The sequence below is a fragment of the Megasphaera sp. SW808 genome, assembly GCF_012027795.1.
Taxonomy (GTDB): Bacteria; Bacillota; Negativicutes; order Veillonellales; family Megasphaeraceae; genus Megasphaera; species Megasphaera stantonii.
In genome coordinates this window covers 1-21,417 of sequence record NZ_SJOT01000011.1, presented here as the reverse complement: position 1 = coordinate 21,417, position 21,417 = coordinate 1, and the positions used below count along the sequence as shown (strand labels likewise).

18 protein-coding genes are annotated in these 21,417 nt (G+C 53.1%); 2 read left to right on the top strand and 16 right to left on the bottom strand.

Translation table 11 applies throughout. The features are described from left to right. Positions 1-34 precede the first annotated feature (34 nt). Positions 35-2,509 carry a preprotein translocase subunit SecA gene (secA, locus tag E0L13_RS05790; protein WP_087477512.1) on the bottom strand — a complete coding sequence of 825 codons (2,475 nt, stop codon included), beginning with the start codon at positions 2,507-2,509 and terminating at the stop codon, positions 35-37. Positions 2,510-2,759: 250 nt separating this feature from the next. Here secA and E0L13_RS05785 point away from each other — a divergent pair, with 250 nt between their 5' ends. Further along, positions 2,760-4,316, top strand: coding sequence for a nitrite/sulfite reductase (locus E0L13_RS05785; protein ID WP_168060943.1), 1,557 nt, complete (start codon positions 2,760-2,762; stop codon positions 4,314-4,316). A 77-nt stretch (positions 4,317-4,393) separates the two neighbouring features. On the opposite strand, the gene E0L13_RS05780 is transcribed toward E0L13_RS05785, so the two are convergent. From E0L13_RS05780 to E0L13_RS05725, 12 genes are all read right to left on the bottom strand, one after another. Continuing rightward, positions 4,394-5,509, bottom strand: coding sequence for an alanine racemase (locus E0L13_RS05780; RefSeq protein WP_168060941.1), 1,116 nt, complete (start codon positions 5,507-5,509; stop codon positions 4,394-4,396). A gap of 21 nt (positions 5,510-5,530) precedes the next feature. Further along, positions 5,531-6,886, bottom strand: coding sequence for a GntP family permease (locus tag E0L13_RS05775; protein ID WP_168060939.1), 1,356 nt, complete (start codon positions 6,884-6,886; stop codon positions 5,531-5,533). Positions 6,887-7,143: 257 nt separating this feature from the next. Continuing rightward, entirely contained in the window at positions 7,144-7,545 is a 402-nt protein-coding gene (locus E0L13_RS05770; protein ID WP_168060937.1) for a CGGC domain-containing protein, read from the bottom strand. A 31-nt stretch (positions 7,546-7,576) separates the two neighbouring features. Next, positions 7,577-8,914 (bottom strand): MATE family efflux transporter, encoded by a 1,338-nt coding sequence (locus tag E0L13_RS05765; protein WP_168060935.1) that lies wholly within the window; start codon positions 8,912-8,914, stop codon positions 7,577-7,579. Between the two features lie 127 nt (positions 8,915-9,041). Beyond that, positions 9,042-9,770 (bottom strand): DNA repair protein RecO C-terminal domain-containing protein, encoded by a 729-nt coding sequence (locus E0L13_RS05760; protein WP_107195277.1) that lies wholly within the window; start codon positions 9,768-9,770, stop codon positions 9,042-9,044. Beyond that, a complete protein-coding gene (locus E0L13_RS05755; RefSeq protein WP_168061008.1) occupies positions 9,757-11,097 on the bottom strand; it encodes a hemolysin family protein in 1,341 nt (446 codons plus the stop codon). Before E0L13_RS05755 ends, E0L13_RS05760 begins: the two co-directional genes overlap by 14 nt. A 12-nt stretch (positions 11,098-11,109) precedes the next feature. Further along, entirely contained in the window at positions 11,110-12,012 is a 903-nt protein-coding gene (era, locus tag E0L13_RS05750; RefSeq protein WP_087477518.1) for a GTPase Era, read from the bottom strand. A gap of 9 nt (positions 12,013-12,021) precedes the next feature. Next, positions 12,022-12,420 (bottom strand): cytidine deaminase, encoded by a 399-nt coding sequence (locus tag E0L13_RS05745; protein WP_168060933.1) that lies wholly within the window; start codon positions 12,418-12,420, stop codon positions 12,022-12,024. Next, on the bottom strand, positions 12,420-12,893 hold the full coding sequence (ybeY, locus tag E0L13_RS05740) for an rRNA maturation RNase YbeY (RefSeq protein ID WP_087477520.1): 474 nt from the start codon (positions 12,891-12,893) through the stop codon (positions 12,420-12,422). Before ybeY ends, E0L13_RS05745 begins: the two co-directional genes overlap by 1 nt. Positions 12,894-12,907: 14 nt before the next feature. Next, positions 12,908-13,810: a PhoH family protein gene (locus E0L13_RS05735; protein WP_232818723.1), complete on the bottom strand. Its 903-nt coding sequence runs from the start codon at positions 13,808-13,810 to the stop codon at positions 12,908-12,910. A gap of 77 nt (positions 13,811-13,887) precedes the next feature. Continuing rightward, a complete protein-coding gene (locus E0L13_RS05730) occupies positions 13,888-14,841 on the bottom strand; it encodes a TIGR01212 family radical SAM protein (protein WP_087477522.1) in 954 nt (317 codons plus the stop codon). 3 nt (positions 14,842-14,844) lie between these two features. Beyond that, entirely contained in the window at positions 14,845-16,602 is a 1,758-nt protein-coding gene (locus tag E0L13_RS05725) for a B12-binding domain-containing radical SAM protein (protein WP_168060931.1), read from the bottom strand. Positions 16,603-16,810: 208 nt separating this feature from the next. Between E0L13_RS05725 and nadE the strand changes: the two genes are divergently transcribed. Then, complete coding sequence (gene nadE, locus E0L13_RS05720; RefSeq protein WP_168060929.1) at positions 16,811-18,712, top strand: NAD(+) synthase; 1,902 nt, start codon at positions 16,811-16,813, stop codon at positions 18,710-18,712. A gap of 217 nt (positions 18,713-18,929) precedes the next feature. On the opposite strand, the gene E0L13_RS05715 is transcribed toward nadE, so the two are convergent. The 3 genes from E0L13_RS05715 to E0L13_RS05705 form a co-directional block, all read right to left on the bottom strand. After that, positions 18,930-19,073, bottom strand: coding sequence for a hypothetical protein (locus tag E0L13_RS05715; RefSeq protein ID WP_168060923.1), 144 nt, complete (start codon positions 19,071-19,073; stop codon positions 18,930-18,932). 348 nt (positions 19,074-19,421) lie between these two features. Further along, positions 19,422-21,140, bottom strand: a complete 1,719-nt coding sequence (gene terL, locus E0L13_RS05710) for a phage terminase large subunit (RefSeq protein WP_168060927.1) — start codon at positions 21,138-21,140, stop codon at positions 19,422-19,424. Further along, positions 21,109-21,315, bottom strand: coding sequence for a hypothetical protein (locus tag E0L13_RS05705; RefSeq protein ID WP_168060925.1), 207 nt, complete (start codon positions 21,313-21,315; stop codon positions 21,109-21,111). The genes terL and E0L13_RS05705 overlap by 32 nt, the downstream gene beginning before the upstream one ends. Positions 21,316-21,417: the final 102 nt, after the last annotated feature.

The following is a 21,417-nucleotide window of genomic DNA, read 5'->3' as shown; positions in this document are numbered from 1 at the left end:
CAGAGAATTTACTTTCTTTTTCTGCATTTCAGCCTTAGTCCTGCTGCTGTTGCTTTCTCTGTTCTTCCCGTTCGATATCCTCGCGGCTGACGGGCTTGCTTTCTTCGTGCACTTCCGTCGCGCCCTGGAGCCGGTCTTCCGCCTTGGGCACGGGCTTGCTGTACGTTACCTGAATGTGATAGAGGAAGGTAATGACCGTCCGCTTGATGGAATCGATCATTTCTTCAAACATTTCATAGGCTTCGAATTTGTATTCGACCAGAGGATTCTTCTGGCCGTACGCCCGCAGGTTGATGCCTTCCTTCAAGGCGTCCATGGCGTCGAGATGATCCATCCACTTGCTGTCGACGACGCGGAGCATAATGGCTTTTTCCAGCTCGCGCATCGTTTCAGCGCTGATTTCCTTTTCCCGTTCGTCGTACAAGGCGACGGCAATGTCTTTGAGTTTTTCCTGCACTTCGATGCGGCTGAGGTTTTCCAGTTCTTCTACGGTTACAGTTCCCTTGGGCACGAAGTACTGTTCCATCTGAGCCAGGAGGCCGGCAAAATCCCATTCTTCCGGATAGAGCTTTTCGTCGGCGTACCGGTCCAGGCCGTCGAGAATAATATCATCGACCATGCCGAGGATCGTGTCGCGCAGCGATTCGGCGACGAGGACCTTGCGGCGCTGCCCGTACAGGACCTCGCGCTGCTGGTTCATGACGTCGTCGTATTCAAGGACGTACTTACGGATTTCAAAGTTGTGGCTTTCGACCTTCTTCTGAGCCTTTTCGATGGAGCGGGTAATCATGGAATGGGTAATCGGTTCGTCTTCGTCCATGCCCAGCTTGTCCATGAATTTAGAAATGTTTTCCGAGCCGAAAATACGCATGAGGTCGTCTTCCAGAGACAGGAAGAACTGCGTCGTGCCCGGGTCGCCCTGACGGCCTGCGCGGCCCCGGAGCTGGTTGTCGATGCGGCGGCTTTCGTGCCGTTCCGTACCGATGATCATCAAGCCGCCCAGCTCGGCTACACCCTTGCCGAGCTTGATGTCCGTGCCGCGGCCGGCCATGTTGGTCGCGATGGTGACCATGTTCATCTGGCCGGCGTCTTTGATGATTTCCGCTTCCTTTTCATGATACTTGGCGTTCAGCACGTTGTGGACGATATTTTCTTTTTTCAGAAGCTGGCTGATGATTTCCGACTGGCTGATAGACGTCGTGCCGACGAGGATCGGCTGGCCCGTTTCGTGGCGCTTCTTGACTTCCCGGACGACGGCCCGGTATTTGGCGTGCTTCGTCTTGTAGATGACGTCGGGCAGGTCCTTGCGGATAGCCGGCTTGTTCGTCGGAATGACGTAGACGTCCAGCTTGTAAATCTTGTTGAATTCGTCTTCTTCCGTCTTAGCCGTACCGGTCATGCCGGCCAGCTTGTCGTACATGCGGAAGTAGTTCTGGAAGGTAATCGTCGCCAAGGTCTTGCTTTCGCCCTGTACCTTGACGTTTTCCTTCGCTTCGATGGACTGGTGGAGCCCGTCGCTGTAGCGGCGGCCGAACATGAGGCGGCCCGTAAATTCGTCGACGATGACGATTTCGCCGTCTTTGACGACATAGTCCTTGTCGCGGTGCATCATGAAGCGGGCCCGCAAAGCCTGGATGACCAAATGGTTCAAATCAAGGTGGTCATTATCGAACATATTCTTAATGCCCAGCATCTTTTCGACCTTGGCGACACCGCTTTCCGTCGGCGCGATGGTCTTCTGCTTTTCGTCCATCGTGTAGTCTTCTTTTTCAAAGGTCTTGACGATATGAGCCAGCGTATAGTACAAATCTGTCGATTTTTCGCCCGGGCCGGAAATGATGAGCGGCGTGCGGGCTTCGTCGATGAGAATGGAGTCCACTTCGTCGACGATGCAGTAGTTCAGGGGACGCTGTACCATCTGATCCTTGCTGATGACCATGTTGTCGCGCAGGTAGTCGAAGCCGAATTCGTTGTTCGTGCCGTACGTAATATCGGAATTATAGGCACGACGGCGCTGTTCATACGTCAGGTCGTGGACGATAAGGCCGACGGACAATCCCAGGAACTTATAAATCTGCCCCATTTCCTCACTGTCGCGCGTAGCCAGGTAGTCGTTGACCGTGACGACGTGGACGCCTTTGCCGGTCAGGGCGTTCAAGTAGACGGGCAGCGTCGCGACAAGGGTCTTGCCTTCGCCTGTACGCATTTCTGCAATGTCGCCGCGGTGCAGGACGATACCACCCAGAAGCTGTACGTCAAAATGGCGCATGCCGAGGACGCGGCGCGACGCTTCGCGCACGACGGCAAACGCTTCGGGCAGAATATCGTCCAGCGTTTCCCCTTCGGCCAGGCGGCGCTTGAATTCAAAGGTCTTCTCCTGCAGCGAAGAATCGCTCAAGGCCGTAAGCTTCGGTTCTAAGTCGTTAATATGGTGGACGATAGGCCACATCTTCTTTAATTCGCGTTCGGTATTATTGCCGAGCAGTCTCTGCATTATTTTATTAAACACGTAATAAGCCCTCCAATTGCAACTAAGTTATTGATACATATTTATATTCAATTATACATTGTATCAAAACAGGCCCTAAATGACAATACATTCTGCCCTTCCCCCCTCTCATCGGTCCCTCTGCGCCTCATCTTTTTACATTTTTTACTTATTCTATACATGATTTTCTGGTACAATATATGTGTACTCATATCACCTGCATCGAATTTATGTGGATATGACTATTTATCTCTTAGAAAGAAGGGTATATATGATAACCATTTCTGAAGAAACAAAAAAGACCTTTCAAGACAGATATCCCGAATTTGAAAACGCCTGTCAGGCTTTTTTCCGCCAGGAGCTTCCGGCAGGCCAATATAAGGGCATTTCCGGCAAATACGGCAGCTACGCCGAACGGGGCGGCAAAAGCGGCATGCTGCGCATGCGGTTCTCCGGCGGCCGCGTCACAAAGGACCAGATCGCATTTTTAGCCTGGGCCATCGATACGTACCACGTACAGCTGGCTCATTTCACGACGGCTCAGGCCATTCAGTATCACAAGATGAACGGCCCCTCTATTTTATCCTTATATAAGGAATGCCTGGACCACGGCATTTACTGTATCGGAGGCGGCGGCGACAACCCCCGCAACATCACGGCCAGCCCGCTCCGCGGCGTAGACCCGAAGGAATTCTTCGACGTATCTCCCTACGTCGACGCAGCAGCTTCGTACGTCCTCACTATCATTCCGGAACTGCACCTGCCGCGGAAATATAAAATCGCCTTTTCCAACGGCACGGACAACGAAAGCCACGCCACCTTCAAGGATTTGGGCTTCTTAGCCAAAAAGAACGGTACCTTTGACGTCTATGCTGCCGGCGGCCTGGGGGCCGCCAATCCCCGCCTGGGCGTCAAAGTAGGCGAAGACGTCGCGCCGACAAAGATTTTGTATTATATCGACGCCTTCGCCCAAATGTTCATGGCCCACGGCGACTATAAGAACAGAGCCAGAGCCCGGTCCCGCTTCATGCCGGTCAATCTCGGCGACGAAAAATTCTGCAAGACCTTCCAGACCTTTTTAGAAAAATCACAGGAAAAAGACCTCTCCTTTATCCCCCAAGAATACGTCGTAGCCAAGAAGGCCCCGTCCTCGGCCAAGCCGAACATCGCCCGTATCCACAGCCAGAAGCAGGACAACCTCTACTACGTAGAATACCATCCCCTCGGCGGCACGCCGGACATGGCCGTATTCAAGAAGGCCCTGCAGTTCCTGGCTGACGTTGAAGATGCAGAACTCCGCCTGAACACGGACGAATCGCTCTACGCCGTCAACCTGACCGCGGAAGAAGCCATCGCCTTCGCCGCCATCACCGAAGAGGACACGGCGAAAAATACCTTTGAAAAATCGGTCTGCTGCATCGGCGCGGCCATCTGCCAGCAAGGCCTGCGCGATTCCCACGGCATGTGGCTGCGCACAGTCAAGGCCCTGCGCGGCAGCGGCGTCGACACGTCGTACCTGCCCAAGCTGCATATTTCCGGCTGCCCCTCGTCGTGCGCGGCCCAGCAGATCGGCGCCATCGGCCTGCGCGGCGCAGCTAAAAAAGTGGACGGCGATATGAAGCCGGCCTTTACGGTCTTTGCCGGCGGCACCTATGCGACGCCGACACAGGAACGCTTCGGCGCGCAAATCGGCGTCATTACGGAAGACAACATCCCTGCCTTCCTGACGGCCTTGGCCGAAACACTGAAAACCAAGGGCCAAACCTTTGACGAATGGTACGGAGCCCATACCGATGAGTTTGCGTCGCTGGTTTCTTCCTTCGAATAAACTATCCAAACGGCCAAAAGCCGGGAGAACCCAAACGAATGGGCTCTCCCGGCTTCTTTATATTGCCTTCGGCATGATTATTTTACATTCTTTTTCGTCGCGTTGCTGCGGATATCCACTTCGACGAGCCGTTCTACCTCATCGCCGCGGACGCCGATGAAGTAATTGGTAAAGTTCGCCGTCGAGCAGGAGTGATTCGGAATGATGCAGATCTTATCGCCGACCTTCAAATCAGTTTTTCCATTGACGTGAATTTTCCCTACTTCTTCTGACAGCCCGTCTACGCACAACTCCGGATGGCCCTTGACCGTGCCGTATCCTACGATAGACGTATTGCCATGGGCTCCCTGATCCAATCCCAGGCATTTCGTGCCGGCGTCGCAGATAAACAGGTCTTCCGACGGATGGGACACGACGGATGCCAGTACGTACAGCGCGCATTCTTCTTCCGAAGCCGTCTGCGTAGACAACTGAATCGTATCGTTGAAGATGTAGTTGCCCGGATGATAGATGGAAATGTGCTCGTCGGCAATATTCTGAACAAAGGTAGGCGTAGAGCCGCTGGAAATGATGTCCACCGTATAGCCTGCCTTCTGCAGCGCTTCTGCTGCCGCTGCCATGCTGCGGGCTTCATCTTCGCAATAGCCGGCCAGGTCGTCATGACTGCATGCGCCGTATACATGGCCCGGATGGGTAGAAATCCCCTTAAATACCAGATGGTCGCAGGCTTTCAACGCGTCGGCCAAGGGAACGACCTTATCGGGAGCCACACCGAAGCGGTGAAGGCCGCTGTCTACAATAATCGTGTACTGCACGGAAACGCCCTGTTTAGCCGCCTGTTCCTGAATTGCCTTAGCCGCGTCTTCCCCGTCAATGCGGATGATAAAATTGCACTTCTGCGACAAGGCGATGACCCGATCGATAGACACGTTCGTCGCTACGGGATAGGCATACATGATATTTTGGATGCCTGCGGCGCACAAGGCTTCCGCTTCGTCCAGCGTGCCGCACAAAAATCCCGTGCAACCATATTGCTGCTGCAATAACGCCAGTTCCGTGCTCTTATGCGTCTTGACCATCGGCCAAATCTGCTTTCCATGCGCCGCAGCCAAGTCAGCGTACTTCTTCAGGTTATGTTCCATATAATCCAAATTCAACAAAATAGCCGGCGTATACACTTGATCAATTTTCATATTCACATATCTCCCTTCTTCTTATACAAATAAAATCCAAAGAATATAAACGCAAATTAAAGAGGTAATAGCCTGCATCACGCTGATAATCGGAATAACTTTATACGCAACGTCGGCAGGCATTCCCGACGTAGTCGTGACGACCCAGAAGAAGTCGTCATTCCCATGCCAAACCATGAACGCGCCGGAAGCGCAGGCCATCATGGCAATAACCAAGCCAATAGGCGTATTGAATCCTAATACATCGACAAGAGGAAGCAGCATCGAAGCCGCCGTAATCATGCCTACCGTACCAGAACCGATAGCAGTTCTAAAAACGGCTCCAATAGCAAAGGGCACTAAAAGGCCGGCAGAAATACCCGAAAAATAGGTCATAACAATCGTCTGCAAATCAGACATTTTCAAAACCGTAGCAAATGCACCGCCAGCACCGACAATTAATACAATTTGACCGGCAACTTTTAAGGATTCGCCAAATTCGCCTTCAAAGGTCCAAACTTCCCTATCGTGTGGCCGAATATGCATATACGATACGAAGGCAATGACTAACCCAATCATGAGAGCTACGACGGTGTTCCCAAGAGAAAAGAGCACATCATACAGTATCTCATCCCCAAAGGGCTGCGAATCTAAAGACGCAACGGTACGCAAAAGCATTAAAACGATTGGCAAAAGAATAGGCATAAACGCTGCAATAGCCCCGGGCCGCTTTCTGTCGCCTTCAGGCGCAACCTCTTCAGCCAGTTCTTCCGGCAAGAAGTAAAACTTTTTCCCAACAAACTTTCCAGCAGCATGAGCAACCAAAACGACAGGAATAGATACCAGCATTCCCAGAAGAATAACCATGCCCAAATCGGCTCCCAAAATCCCCGTAACCGCTAAAGGACCCGGCGTAGGCGGAACTAACATATGCGTAGCATGCAACCCCATCGCTAAAGCAATAGCCATCGTCGTCATGCTGACAGCCGTATCTCTAGACATTCTTTTCGCTAAAGGCGATAACAAGACGTATGCTGAATCACAAAACACAGGAATCGAGACAAAATATCCCGTAGCCGTTAAGCCCAAAGAAGCGTGCTTCTTTCCGGTAATACGTAAAATAGTTTGCGCCATCGTCTCTACAGCGCCGCTCTTTTCAAGCAATGCGCCCATAACCGTCCCTATGGCAATGACAATACCAATTCCCGAAATAGTACCGCCCAATCCAGTGGAATAACTCGTCATTATATCATTGATGTTATGCCCTGTCATCAGGCCAAAAGAAATCGCTGCAATAGTAAGCGCAAAAAATGGATGAAGCTTAACTTTAATCGTTAAGAAAATCAAGATCAAAACGGCAATGATAATGCACGAAATAATTAGCATTGTACTACTCATACGTGTATCCTCCTTATGATGTTGTCGTTTTTTGCGCAAAAATAGCCGGCATTAGACACCGGCATTATTATCTGAAGCAGCTTCACGATGACTTTAATTGCGTTTTATTTATGTTAATTATACTAAACATACATACATTTGTCAATCAAATATTAATAATTATTGAATTTTATTAAATATAATTTATTATAGATACATAAAAAATAGAGAACCAATAGAGCTTAGTATCTATTAGTTCCCCACAAAATTCAATCATATTAAAACGTTTTATAAATCCCAGCTTCCCGCTTTCTCGTTGCTGCGTTCGATATATACGAGCCCAGGACGACGGAATAGCCTTTGCGCTCTGCGATTTGCCGCATGTAATCCAAATGGGGGCAAGGCGGCCGATGGGAGTTGTCGGAACAGACGCACGAGGCGAAATGGACGACGACGTCTTCCTTTCGTTCGCCACGGCGCTTCAAATGCTTCGTCAGATTTTCCAGCTTGGCCGCTACTTCGGCGCCGCAGCAGCCGCCGCAGGTGACAGGCATATAGCGGACGTCTTCTTCATAGGACGCAAAAGCGCCTTCGCGCTTGTAAAAGGCATCCATACAGGGATAGCCGCTGCAGCGGTTCATGACCAAATGACATTGAATGACGACGACGAGCTTGCTCATATCCATTCCTCCTCATAAAACGAATACATAACTACCTTCTGATCTTCCGCATCGTGTGCTGTACGTAGAAGTAACTTCCCGCCGTAAACAGGCAGGCTGCGACCCAGCAGATCGGGCTGGCACAGCAGATGCCGAAAAATCCCCACATGCCGGCCAAGACGAAGGCCGACAAGCCGCGGAACACCAGCTCGATGATGCTGCTGATGAGCGGCACGCTGGAAATCCCCATGCCCTGCAAGGCGTTGCGGTAGACAAAAATTTGCCCGAGAAAAATATAAAAGGGCACAGACGTGTGCAAGTACAGCATGGCCTGCTGCAGGAGCAGGTCGTCGTGCTCCGCCGTAAAGACAGAAATGAGCTCCTGCCCGTAAAACAACATGGCCCCAATGGCAAACAGGCAGAAGCCCAGCGACACGAGGGAACACTGGCGGACGCCTTTGCGGATGCGGTCGTATTTCTGAGCGCCGTAATTCTGTGCTGAGTAAACGGCCATGGCGATACCGAAGGAAATCATAGGCTGCAGCGCCAGCTGTTCAATCCGCGTCGCCGAAACGAAGCCCGCAATGGTTTCAGGGCCAAAGGTATTGCAGACCGACTGAATCGCTAAAATTCCCAGGGAAATAATCATGAACTGTATGGCCATGGGCAGGCCCAGGCGCAGGTGCTGCCATGCAAATTCCCTGTCGAAGGCCCAGTCGCTGCGGCTCAGTCGCAGCATGGGGAAGCGGCGGCGCATATAACAGAAGCACAGCAAGGCCGACACACCCTGAGCAATGACCAAGGCGATAGCCGAACCGGGCACGCCCCAGCCGAACTGCATGATAAATACCAGAGCCAGGACGACGTTCAGGACAGACGACAAGATGAGAAAATACAAGGGCGTACGGCTGTCGCCTAAGGCCCGGCAGATACAAGCCAGGAGATTGTACATCATCATGGCGACGATGCCGTACGTAATGATGATGATATAACTGTACGAATCGGCGTAGAGCTCGTCGGAAATATTCATGAGCTCCATGAGCAGAGGCATCTGCCAGGCCGCAATCGTCGTCAGCAAAACCGTCAATCCGACGGCCAGCATAGCCGACATGGCGACGGAACGGCGCACGCCTTCATCATCGTTTGCTCCGAACCGCTGGCCCGTAACGACGGAAAATCCCGACGTCAGGCCGATAGTCAGGCCCAGCAGAGCCATGAACAACGGTCCCGACGCTCCGACTGCCGCCAGGGCATGGACACCGATGGTCCGTCCGACGATGATGATGTCGGCAATATTATAAAATTGCTGAAATACGTTCCCAATCAGCAGGGGAACGGTAAAAGACAAGATCAGGCGTATGGGGCTGCCTGCCGTCATATTTTTGACCATATGCCCTCCTTTATCTTTCGCCATGATAGGCGTATAAAAAAATAATAGCCTTATTATACCATAGGCCGGCTAAAAGACAAGAAAAACAAAAAGAACGGCGTCGAAAGAGTATTCTTTCTCACCGTTCTTACGGACGCGCCAGCAATACTAACGATTGCAGCTTTTTTTCACTGCATTGCTCGACGTAGCTGTACAGCAACCGTTCCAGTGCCGCTAAGCCCTTCGCGCTGAAGCGCAGCGTCTCCTCCCGCTCCCAGCGGTATTGCAGCAGGCGCTTCCAAAGCTGCCGGATCTCCGGCGTCAGCTTCTCTTCCCGCATGTCCGCCAGTCCTTCGTCGCCGAAGTAATAGCCCTCCTGACCATAGGGAGACGAAAACACGCGCACCGTATCGACGTCGGGATAAAACCCAGCCAGTCCGGCCAGCTGCCAGCCGGCGATAATCGTCAGGACCCGCGGATCCTTGGCCGCCAACAGGCGGCTGTAGCGCAGGAGCAGGCCGTACACGCCGCCGTCGACCTGCCGGTACGGTATGAGGTGCAGGACCATTTCGACGAAGATCTGCGAATACACGTAGTGATCCCACGTCAGGTTCATCATGGCCTCGTTTCCCCGGCATTCGTATTCCCGCAGGGATAGGATATCGCCTTGCTCGGCCGCATCAAAGGTAATCTCCCCCAAAGGCATAAAAGCCCCGGAGCCGCTGCGGCCGCGGCTCCGCTCGGATACAAACAGCCGCAGCACCCCTTCCTGCCGGGTAAAGACAGACAAGATCCGCTGCTTTCCCCGCTTCTGAACTTGAAGGATTAGTCCGTCGTACGGCCGGACCGGGCGGAATATATGGTTACTCCTTGTCATGGTCCCCTTCCCCCTCTGGCGGCGGCAATTCTTCCGGCGGTATGGGCACGGCCTTGAGGCGGGCAATGCGGAACCGCTGCATTTCCAATACGACAAAGCGATAGGTCCCGATAATGGCCTCTTCCTTGACGACAGGCGTATGGCCCAGCACGTTGAACACATAGCCGCCGATAGTATCCGTGCCGACGTCCTCTTCGACAGGTATGTGGAGCAGCTCTTCCACGTCCTCCAGCAATACGGTGCCGGCAAACTCATAGGCGCCGTTGGCCAGAGGCTGGATTTCTTCTTTTTCCATGCTGTGCTCGTTTTTAATGTTGCCGACCAGCTCTTCCAGAATATCTTCCAGCCCGATGAGGCCGACGGTACTGCCGTACTCGTCGACAACCATAGCCAGATAGGTCCGCCGGGCCCGCATGAGCTGCAGGAGCTTGGACGCCGGCATGATTTCCGGAACCATCAGGATAGGCCGCTTGATTTGGCGGAGGTTGGTCTGCTTGTGCATGTACAAATCCATCAAATCCTTGATGTGTATCAGCCCTAAAATATGGTCCTTGTCTTCTTCGCACAAGGGGTACCGCGTATGGCGGGACTGGCGTATCGTCGCGATGTGCTGGCTCATCGTATCTTCCAGGTACAGGCAGACGATATTCTGCCGGGGAATCATGATTTCCCGGGCCAGCCGGTCGGCAAAATCAAAGACGTTGCCGATGAGCTCGCTTTCTACCTGGTCGATCTTCCCTTCCTTGTGGCTGGCCGTGACGAGCATGCGGATTTCATCTTCCGAGTGAGCCATGTCGATTTCATTAGTCACCTCGAGGTCGCGGCCGCGGAGAATGGCCTTGCCCAGCCAGTTGCCCAGGCTGATGAGCGGGTAAAGCAGCCGGCTCCACGGCTGTATCAGCGGCCGGATCGTTTTCAGGCTCCGTTCTGCCCGCTGCAGGCCGATGGATTTAGGAATGAGCTCGCCAAACACCCAGGAGATGCCGCACAGGACGACGCAGACAACGGCGTAGGCCGCCCAGACAATCCACGCTTCGCCGGCGTACTGCACAAACTGGCCGTATCCGTTATACAAGGCGAAATAGATCGTCGCGCCGCCGACGAGGCCGAAGAGGGCCATGCCCAGCTGGGCCGTGCCTAAAAACAAGGTCGGGTTATCGTACAGCTTGAGCAGGGGCTTAGCGCTTTCGTCGCCGTCTTCCACCAACTCTTCGATGTATTCGCGGCGCAGCTGAGCGAAGGCAAACTTCCCCGTAACGCAGACGGCGCTGCAAAGGACGCATACGCAGTAAATCACAAAACATTCCAGCAATAGTTGCGGTTCAATAAGTCATCTCTCCTATTCGTTCTTATAGCCTAGCTCGCTGAGGGCCGACGCCTTATTGCGCCAGTCGTGCTTTACTTTAACCCAAATATCCAAAAATACGGACGACCCCAGCAGGTTTTCGATTTCCCGGCGAGCCTGCTCGCCCACTTCCTTCAAAACCGAGCCGTTCTTGCCGATGACGATGCGCTTCTGCGAATCCCGTTCGACGTAAATCGTCAGGCGGATGTACACCTTGTTCCTGCCGCGGGGCTTCATCTCTTCCACGTAGGCGGCGATGGCGTGGGGCACTTCGTCGCGCGTGCAGCGGAACAGCTTTTCCCGGACGATTTCCGCGACGAGAAGCCGTTCAGGCTGGTCCGTAATCATGTCGTCGGGGAAATACTTCGGCCCTTCCTGCAGTATCTTTTTCAGCTCGTCCAGTACGGCGTCCACGTTGTCGCCGTTCAGCGCCGATATGGGGATAATCTGTTCAAAGGGATACAGGGCGTTGTATTCCGTAATTTTTTGGAAAATCTCTTCCTTGCTCATCAAATCGACCTTGTTGATGATGAGGAATACGGGAACGCCGGCGTCCTTGACCTTGTCAAGAACGAACATGTCGCCGGGGCCCTTCTTTTCGTTGCCCGAAATGAGAAACAGCACGGCGTCGATGTCCTTGAGGGACTGGTAAGCCGCTTCATCCATGAACTGGCCCAGCTTGTGCTTCGGCTTGTGGATGCCCGGCGTGTCGAGAAACACGATCTGGCAGTCTTCGTCGGTATGAATGCATAAAATGCGGTTGCGCGTCGTCTGAGCCTTATCGGACACGATAGATACCTTCTGCTTGATAATGCGGTTGATAAGCGTCGACTTGCCGACGTTCGGTCGACCTACGACGGCGACGAATCCCGATTTAAACGTAGTTTTTTCTTCCATATATACTCCTTATTCCGTTTCTTCCTGTAGTGTAAAGGCAAAGGGCAGCAAATCCTCAAGGGCCAGTACCCGGTAGGCGCCGTCGGCGCGGGTCGCGACGACGTAAGACACGCCGAATTCGGCCATGACCTGCCGGCACGCGCCGCAGGGCATCGTATCATCAGCGCTGCCGACAATGGCAACGGCTTCAAACTTCCGGCAGCCGGCGGCGACGCCGCGGAATATGGCGTTCCGCTCGGCGCAGCACGACAAGCCGTACGAGCTGTTTTCTACGTTGCAGCCCGCATATATAACGCCGTCTTCTCCCAGAGCCGCCGCGCCGACGTAAAACTGGGAGTACGGGGCATAAGCCCTTTCCCTGGCCTTTTTCGCCGCTTCGATGAGCAGGCGGACGGTTTCCCCGTCCATTATAATTCTTCTCCCTGACGGACGTAACCCAGGCGGTGGAGGATAAATTCCTCTTCCTTGCGCATTTCCGCTTTGTCGTCAGGCTCCATGTGGTCGTAGCCGAGGATGTGCAGCATGCCGTGAATCGTCAAATAGGCCAGCTCCCGTTCGAAGGAATGGCCGTATTCTTCGGCCTGCTCCTGCACCTTTTCCAGGGAAATGACGATGTCGCCCAAAAGGGCCGCGTCGGGGCCGTCGTAGCCGTCGTCTTCCCCTTCGTTCAGGGCAAAGGACAGGACGTCTGTAGGACGGTCAATCTGGCGGTACTGCTTGTTCAGCTCGTGGATGTATTCGTTGTGGCACAAGAGAACGCTGATTTCTGCGTTAGGCCCCAAGCCGTACACGAGTGCCGCTTCCTGGCATACCTGCTCGATTACCTGTTCGTACGTGTCGTTCTGGAACGACGGGTCTTCGTAGTTGATGTTGATATTCATACTGGTCCACCTTTCTATTCTTTTTTATAGAAATCTTCATATGCCCGTATGATCCGCCCGACCATGTCGTGACGGACGACGTCTTCGTCGGTAAAGTACACCATGCCCAGTCCGCGGACGTTCTGCAGAACCTTCTGGGCTTCGATGAGGCCGGACATCTTGCGGTCTACTAAGTCTATCTGCGTGACGTCGCCGTTGACGACGACGCGGGAATGGTTGCCCATACGGGTCAGGAACATCTTCATCTGCTCCTTCGTCGTATTCTGCGCTTCGTCGAGGATGATAAACGATTCCTCCAGCGTCCGGCCGCGCATGTAGGCCAGCGGCGCTACCTCGATGATATTGCGGGTCACCATCTTCTGAAACTGGTCGTAGCCGAACATATCCGCCAAAGCGTCGTAAAGGGGCCGCAGGTACGGGTCGATCTTCTCCTGCAAATCGCCGGGCAAAAAGCCCAGCTTTTCGCCGGCTTCTACGGCCGGGCGAGTCAGGATAATCCGCTCTACTTCGCGGTTCTTCAAATAATACGACGCCAAGGCTACGGCCAAATAGGTCTTGCCCGTGCCGGCCGGGCCGATGCCGAAGGTCACGAGATTTTTCCGTATGGAATCGACGTACTGCTTCTGTCCCGCCGTCTTGGGCTTGATGAGCCGTCCCCGGGCCGAAATGCTGACCGTGTCGCCGTAAATAGACTGGAGCAGGTCTTCCTTTCCCTGCTTGATCAGCGACGACGAGTAGCGCACGTGCTGCGTCGTCATGTATGTATTTTCCCGGTACAGGTACCGCAGCGTGCGCAGCACCGTCTCCACCTGGCTGACGCCGGGCTCGCCGCCGACGATAATCACTTCGTCGCCGCGGGAGGCAATGCGGCAGTCAGGAAATTCCTTCTGTATGGTCTTTAAAAATTCGTCCTTCATGCCCAGCACGGCTTTGGCCTCGGACAAGTCCGAAAAGATAAATCGTTTTTCCATAGGCAATGGTCATGTCCCCTTTGTTAGTAATCTGTAAATTTCCGCACGGCTTTTCCGTGAAGGTACGTGCATTTCGCTCCTTGACGGGTGTCGCGCCGCGCGAGCTCAGCGTCGATCATATCGCGGATTTTCCACCAGCCCATGCCCCAGTTGGCAAATTCCGTCGCTTCCTTCGGCGCCCGGCCGATGAGCCGCTGGAACACGATGTCCGGCCGCGTGTATTCCAAAAAGGTCACGACGCGATCTACGTATTCCTCGGCGGAAATAAGCTGTATCTCCCCGGCCTTGTACCAGTCGGCCATGACGGTATTCTTGATGATGTACAGGGCGTGGAGCTTGATTTCGTGCGTCGGCAGGGCGGAAATAATCTTGGCCGTCTCGACGACGTCTTCCATCGTATCCCAGGGCAAGTCCAATATGACGTGGGTGCAGTTGCGGAAGGGATAGGCCTGTATCATCATCATGGCGTCGATGTATTCGGCCAGCGTGTGGCCCCGGTTGATTTTCTGCAGCGTCTTGTAGTTGACCGTCTGCAAGCCGAACTCGACGAGAATATCTACGCCGTAGGTCTCCTTGATTTCCGCCATAATATCAAAATACGTCGTATTGACGCAGTCCGGCCGCGTCGCGACGGCGATGCCGACGATGTCGGGCCGGCAGGCTTCGATGAGGTATTGGCGGAACACGTCGGGCCGGATATAGGTATTGGTGAAATTTTGGAAATAGGCGATGAATTTATTGGCCTTATACTTAGGCTGGATATGGGCGATATTGGCCTCTATCTGCCGCTGTATGGTCATGTCGGCCGGCAGGTTTTCATACCCTGCGCCGATGGAGCCGCAGAAGGCGCAGCCTCGCGTGCCCAGCGTGCCGTCGCGGTTCGGGCACGTATCGGGAATGCTGATGGGCAGCTTATATACTTTTTCGCCGTACCGTTCTTTCAAATACGTCGAATATACATTATATCGTTCGTTCATATCTTATAATTCCCCTGTACTGTGTTTAGGCGGCACGACCTGCCACGATACGCCGCCCTTTCGTTTTTCTGCCAGAACATAGGCTCCTCCTTCGGGAACGGCCGTATAGCGCCGCAGCTCGTCCAGCGTATCCCTGCCGACGGGCCAGACGCGGCAGCGCATCTTGACGTCGCGCCAGCTCGTGAAAACGTAATCGGGTACATACTGGCGCAGCCATTCCTCGTCGCGGAACATAGCGTCCGTCTCTTCGCGAGGCGCTTCCTGCCAGCCCAAAAAGCCGGCATGATAGCGGAACTGGAAGCATACCTGCATATCCAGGGCCAGCAAATCCGCCGCGACGGCCTGCTGTTCTTCCGTCAGGCCCAGCCTGTCCCGGCAGCAATGCCACAAGAACTGGCAGAGCCCCTCGTCCGACAGGGCCTGTTCGTCGTACCCCAGGGCCAGCCATTCGTCGGTCAGGCCTTCGTACAAAGCAAAATAATCCCGGGCGTAGATTCGGGATACATAGGACAAAAGACAGGTAAATTTTCCCGAATTATAGGTTCGTTCAAAGACGTCCTCAAAGACCTTCATGTACCGCACCCGTTCATAAGGCAGCCACGTCGTTTCCAGCACTTCGTAAGGCCCCTGCGGGTCATAGCGGTAGTCGCCGCCGTAATCGCGGCGGATGCCCGAGCCCTTGAGGAGCTTCAAAAAACCAATCTGCAGCTTGTGGGGCCTGAGAGCGTATATATCGTTAAACGACTGGCGCAGGCGGCCGAAATCCTCATAAGGAAGACCGACAATCAAATCCAGATGCAGGTGGATGTTTCCGCATGCCAAGAGCCGTTCCATAATATGCTCGATGCGCGGCCAGTCGTTGTGCCGCCGGATAGCCCGCAGCGTCGGCTCGTGGGTCGACTGAATGCCCATCTCCAGCTGGATGCGCCCTTTAGGAGCCGCTGCCAGCAGCTCCAGGTCTTCGTCCATGAGCAGGCCCGGCTCGATTTCCAAATGGAAGTTGATATCTTCGATCACGCCAATCATATAGCGCAGCAGCGGCCGGTAGTGGGCCGGATTGCAGTTGAAGGTCCTGTCGACGAATTTGACCTGATGCACGCCGGCTGCGACGAACTGTTCCAGCTCCTGCAGCACGAGGGGCACGGAGCGGAAGCGGACGGCGTCGTTCATGCCCGACAGGCAGTATTGGCAGTGAAACGGGCAGCCGCGGGAGCTTTCGTAATACATGATCTTATGGTCGAGCAGGGAAAAATCCTGCCCCTCATAGGGAAAGGGCAGACGGTCCAGCTCGGCCACTTCCTGATAGGCATCACTGCCCTGAATCTGGCCTCCGACTCGTCCCATGACGCCCGGTACAGCCGTCCCGTCTTCGCCTCGCGCTAAGGCCTGCAGAAAGGCCGGCACCATATCTTCTCCCTCACCTTGAAGTACGTAATCAATGTCGGGATGGTCCCGCAATATCTCCTCTGCCGTATAGGACACTTCCGGCCCGCCGACAAAGACGATCGTCTGCGGCCGCACCTGCTTGATGAGGGAAATGATATGGCAGGTCATTTCGATATTCCATATATAACAGGAAAAGCCGATGATATCGGCGTCGAACTTGGAAATGCGGCGCAGAATGTCATAGGCATGCTGATTGATCGTATATTCCGCCGTCTTCACCGCGACGCCCTGCCGGCGGCACGCCGTATAAAGGCAGCGCAGCGCCAGGGAGGAATGGATGAACTTGGCGTTTAAGATAGTCAATAAAGTGTTCATGTAAGTCTTCTTTCCTTCAGTCAGAAAGTAATATCACTACAATTATACTACATGCCGCTCCTTTTCGCACCCTATGAGGCTATGCGATTTTGCACAGTCGCCTTAGACCTGTCGGGCATACGCGGCGTATCTTCCGCCCTCTCTATTCACAATGGCGCCTATGGAGTATAATAATAAGTATGAAATTATTTATCAGGGAGGCATATCTATGCTGAAAATTGCTCTCGCCCAGCTTGATATACATGCCGGCGACCCGCGCTTCAATACCGCCGCCATGAAAAAAGCCATCTCCAAGGCTAAGCAGCAGGGCTGCGACATGATTATCTTCCCGGAACTTTCGATTCCGGGCTATTTTATCGGCGACGTCTGGGATCAGCCCGACTTCATCGACGACTGCGTCCGCTTCGGCGAAGAAATCCAGGCCGCTTCAGAAGGAATTACCGTCGTCTACGGCAACGTAGCCAAGGAACCGGGCCGGGTCAACTTAGACGGCCGGACCCGCAAGTACAACGCCATGTTCATCGCCAGCGACGGCAAGCTCCTGTCGCCGGAACGGTCGCCCTATCCGTTTTACATCAAGACGCTCCTTCCCAACTACCGGGAGTTCAGCGACATCCGCTATTTCACATCCCTCATGGAAGTGGCCCAGGAGCGGCGCGCCTTTCCGGAAGACTTCTTGTCGCCCGTTCACATCGCCTTCGCCGACGGACGGAAGCTCTGCGTAGGCCCGCTCATCTGCGAAGACAGCTGGGACGACAACTATCCCTTCAAGCCCATGTCGTACTTAGGCAATACATACGACATCGACCTGTTCGTCAACATTTCCAGCTCTCCCTTTACGCAGGGCAAGACGGAACGGCGTCACCGCCTGTTCGGCAAGACCATCGGCGAAATCGGCAAGCCCGCCGTATACGTCAACTGCACGGGCATCCAGAACAACGGCAAAAACGTCTACACCTTCGACGGTTCCAGCAGCGCCTACGACAAGGACGGCCGCCTTCACTACGAATGCGCCGCCTTCGGCGAAGAGCTGGCCATCGTCGAATACGACGAACAGAACCACGTCTTCACGTCGCCGGTCCACGTCAACGAACAGCACGGCAACACGGCCGATATCTACGCCAGCCTGCATTACGGCCTGAAATCCTTTATGGGCTCCCTCGGCCTGGATCACGTCGTCATCGGCGTATCGGGCGGCATCGACTCGGCCGTCAACGCCGCCTTATACGCCACAGTCCTTCCGCCGGAACACATCCTCTTAGTCAACATGCCCAGCTGCTACAACTCGGAAATGACTAAGGGACTGGCTAAGGAGTTAGCCGACAACCTGGGCTGCCTGTATACGGTCATTCCCGTACAGGACAGCCTGGAATTGACGCGCCGCCAATTCAGCGACGCCGTATTATATAAAAACGACGTCGAAGCAGGCCGTCTGGAGCTGACCAGCTTCATTGAAGAAAACATCCAGGCCCGGGACCGTTCCAGCCGTATTCTGGCCGCGGCGGCAGCCGCCTTCGGCGGCGTCTTCACCTGCAACGCCAACAAGGCCGAATCATCTGTCGGCTACGCTACGCTGTACGGCGACAGCGCCGGCTTCTTGGCCGCGACGGCCGACTTGTGGAAGCATCAGGTCTACGACCTGGCCCGGTACTTGAACGCCGAAGTGTTCAAACGGGAAGTCATTCCCCGCGGCTCTATCGACATCGTCCCCAGCGCCGAGCTGTCTTCCAATCAGGATATCACCAAAGGCCAGGGCGACCCCTTGGTATATCCCTATCACGACTACCTCTTCGCCGCCTTCATCGAACGGTGGCAGCGGGCGACGCCGGAGTCGATTCTCCAATGGTATGCCGACGGCACGCTGGAAGAACACATCGGCTGCCCCATCAAGGTGCGCGACCTCTTTCCCGACGCGGCGTCCTTCATCGCCGACTTGGAAAAATGGTGGCGCCTCATCGCCGGCTTTGCCGTCGCCAAGCGCATTCAATGCCCGCCAATCTTATCCGTCAGCCGCCGTTCCTTCGGCAACGACCTGCGGGAATCGCAGCTCAAGCCGTATTATACGACGCGCTATTTGGAATTGAAAGAAAAACTGCTGCAAGGCAGATAACTGCATATACGACGCATACAGCCGCATCGCAGCGATGCGGCTTTTGTCGTACACGGTATTGAGCATACAGAAAAGGAGTTCTCACGGGAACATACCCACGAGAACTCCTTTTCTGCGCCTTCAGCCAACGGTGCTGCACAAGGCAACACCGCTGAGCCAAAAACGTAAATCCAGTATCGCCCTTCCAGTCAAAAGGGAAGGTACAGATACAATACTCTTACATATCACCTAATCTGCCGATGGTCTGTTTCTTCTTCACCGGCTGATGGCCGATTTTTTCAACGAGGATGAACAGCATCGGAATGAGGAATACGCCCAAAATCGTCGCCATAGAGGTACCGAAGACGACGACGATACCCATGGTGACGGACGGGCGTTCCCGAAAATGGCTTAGTATTGCGGGGTGAGAGGTATAATAGTAAGTAGTAGGTGTCATAATAGGGAGGTATAGTAGGTAGTTGTCCCAGTAAGTAATTCCATAAGGCGTTCCCATGAGTGCCTATGAGTTCCGTTAGGGTTACTTTCTATCCTGAAGTTCTTTATCCTTCAGTGTACGAAAGGATTCCTAACTGAATACATAGTAATCCATAGGTACTATAGAATCCTTTATATACTTTAGTTTCCTTTGTTTCCTCTCCTTCCTTCTATAACATGGGACAATTAAATCTTAGGTTTTATGGGACAATTACCTCTGACTACTACCTTCTATCTACCATTTTTTATTCATTATATTTGCATTTTTATTACTACCTTCATCTATCTTATATAGCATGGAAAAGATACCCCTATCCTCATCCATAGCTGCTGCTAACCATTCTTCCATTTGCTCATCCATGCCTGTCTGGGCGTCTCTGTCCATGACTTCAAGCCAGTAAGACACAGCCATTGTCAGGGAATCCAAACGGTCATCGTGAGCCAAGGAACCCTTATCCCTACTGAGGCGGGTCATCTGATATATCAGCGAATATTCCTTTCCTTTGTCTTCGTATATACGGTAATCCTCTTTGATTACGGAGACAGGAATAATCAGCTTATGTCTCATCATAACCGGCTCCAAAGTGTCTATGATACGGGCTTCTTTCTGCTTCGTATTCTTCACTTCCTGAATCGCACAGGGGTGAATCTTGTTCAGTACAGGCTTGAATAGCTGTGTGAACATGCCGTCTCCGAAGTTGGCTTCCACGACAATCTCATTGACTCCATATACTTTCGCTTTATTGGCAAGCTGTGTCAGTACGGAATCGGAGTAACCTTCTGAGAATCCTCCAATATCCACGGCGAATAGGTAGCCGTTGAGATACTTTACGATCGCATACGCCGTTTCGTCTTTCCCTCTGCCGGATGGGTCTATTGCCATGACAGTCCCCGTGTATTTAGCAACCTCACTACTCCTGCTCAACTCCCTGTGAAAGTAGTCGCCTTTGATAGCAACACAGGGCAACTGATTCAGCCGATATTCATAACTGCTTGCCCACGCCCACTTCAAGGAAGTTTCGTCTAAGTCCACATCAGATATGATTAAGTCTTGCACCTTCAACGGGAACTTCTCGTAGTCAGACAAATTGGTATTGAGTTTAAACTGCAAGGAAAAGCCAGCCTTACCGTAGGACAGCTTACGTTCCTCTATTTCCTCTTCAGGGAACCGTCGAGGGTCAGTAGGCTTCCCTGCCCATACTGCCGGACTTTTATCATATCGTTTAGCCAGATAAGGAGCCAGCCGGTCTCCGTAGAAGTCCCGCTCTTCCGGGGTTTCCGGGTAGACAATCGGGAAGATATATGTCTCGTACCCACGGTTTTGCAGTTCGGAGTACAGGGACATTTCGTTTTGGGGAGTGCCTAAGTAGATAATCTTGCTGCTTTCCCCCGGCTTGATAATAGCGTCGAACTCTTTTACATCTTCAAACAGTTTGTCTCTCCGTACCTGCGTACTGGAATTATTCGGGATTTCTACGTCGTCTGCTACCAAAATATCTGCACGGGAGCCTGTAATCTGCCCGGTAATCCCTACCGACTTTACGGAAGGGGAAATATCCGGGATAGCCAAGCCTACGTCGAATAGGTTTTGTGTATTTCTTTGTCCATCTCTAGGACGTAAATCAGACAAAAAGTCTAGTAAGTAAAGTATGCGCCGGATAAACACGGCGTTCGCATCTGCTCTATCCTTACTGGCAGACACGATCAAGATTTTTAGCTGGGGATTATTCCAAAGACTCCAAACGACATATGCACAGGTAATGAAGGATTTCGCTACACCTCGAAAGCCTTCTATGATAAATCGTTTGTAAGGACAAGTCATCAGCAAGGTAGCCATGGCATACTGGATTTCCGTAGGTTCCGGGAGAGCTATCTCATCCCAAAGAATAAATAGGAACTTACGGAAATCCTTTCTAGCGGCCTCAATTTGCTCTGAAGTCCACTGGGTCGTCATCTGTATCTTCCGTAGTGAAGTCCGGCAGCTCCTTCGTTATCTGCTGAACTAAAGGCTTTGTTGTTTCTGGTGTAGTCTTCAAATCGTTTTCCTTTAAAAACTGGCGCACTTTTGCGAGGAACTGAGGATTCCTGCGCAACTCTTCGTCCTGTATGCCTTCCAGAAGAGCCTTCACTTCTTCCTCCGCCAGTTTGTCTAATAATTCTGGTTTAATCTTTACGATGGTTCATCATCCTTTCTCTATCAATCGCAGCAATCATCGGATAGCAGCCTGTAT

What these genes read in the sequence shown, in the direction of transcription:
- E0L13_RS05735 (WP_232818723.1), bottom strand. Translation starts at nt 13,810, where the DNA reads ATGAAGGACGAATTTTTAAAGACCATACAGAAGGAATTTCCTGACTGC.
- E0L13_RS05785 (WP_168060943.1), top strand. Translation starts at nt 2,760, where the DNA reads ATGATAACCATTTCTGAAGAAACAAAAAAGACCTTTCAAGACAGATAT.
- E0L13_RS05760 (WP_107195277.1), bottom strand. Translation starts at nt 9,770, where the DNA reads ATGACAAGGAGTAACCATATATTCCGCCCGGTCCGGCCGTACGACGGA.
- E0L13_RS05715 (WP_168060923.1), bottom strand. Translation starts at nt 19,073, where the DNA reads ATGGGTATCGTCGTCGTCTTCGGTACCTCTATGGCGACGATTTTGGGC.
- E0L13_RS05765 (WP_168060935.1), bottom strand. Translation starts at nt 8,914, where the DNA reads ATGGTCAAAAATATGACGGCAGGCAGCCCCATACGCCTGATCTTGTCT.
- E0L13_RS05725 (WP_168060931.1), bottom strand. Translation starts at nt 16,602, where the DNA reads ATGAACACTTTATTGACTATCTTAAACGCCAAGTTCATCCATTCCTCC.
- E0L13_RS05730 (WP_087477522.1), bottom strand. Translation starts at nt 14,841, where the DNA reads ATGAACGAACGATATAATGTATATTCGACGTATTTGAAAGAACGGTAC.
- era (WP_087477518.1), bottom strand. Translation starts at nt 12,012, where the DNA reads ATGGAAGAAAAAACTACGTTTAAATCGGGATTCGTCGCCGTCGTAGGT.
- E0L13_RS05745 (WP_168060933.1), bottom strand. Translation starts at nt 12,420, where the DNA reads ATGGACGGGGAAACCGTCCGCCTGCTCATCGAAGCGGCGAAAAAGGCC.
- E0L13_RS05770 (WP_168060937.1), bottom strand. Translation starts at nt 7,545, where the DNA reads ATGAGCAAGCTCGTCGTCGTCATTCAATGTCATTTGGTCATGAACCGC.
- terL (WP_168060927.1), bottom strand. Translation starts at nt 21,140, where the DNA reads ATGACGACCCAGTGGACTTCAGAGCAAATTGAGGCCGCTAGAAAGGAT.
- E0L13_RS05780 (WP_168060941.1), bottom strand. Translation starts at nt 5,509, where the DNA reads ATGAAAATTGATCAAGTGTATACGCCGGCTATTTTGTTGAATTTGGAT.
- nadE (WP_168060929.1), top strand. Translation starts at nt 16,811, where the DNA reads ATGCTGAAAATTGCTCTCGCCCAGCTTGATATACATGCCGGCGACCCG.
- E0L13_RS05775 (WP_168060939.1), bottom strand. Translation starts at nt 6,886, where the DNA reads ATGAGTAGTACAATGCTAATTATTTCGTGCATTATCATTGCCGTTTTG.
- ybeY (WP_087477520.1), bottom strand. Translation starts at nt 12,893, where the DNA reads ATGAATATCAACATCAACTACGAAGACCCGTCGTTCCAGAACGACACG.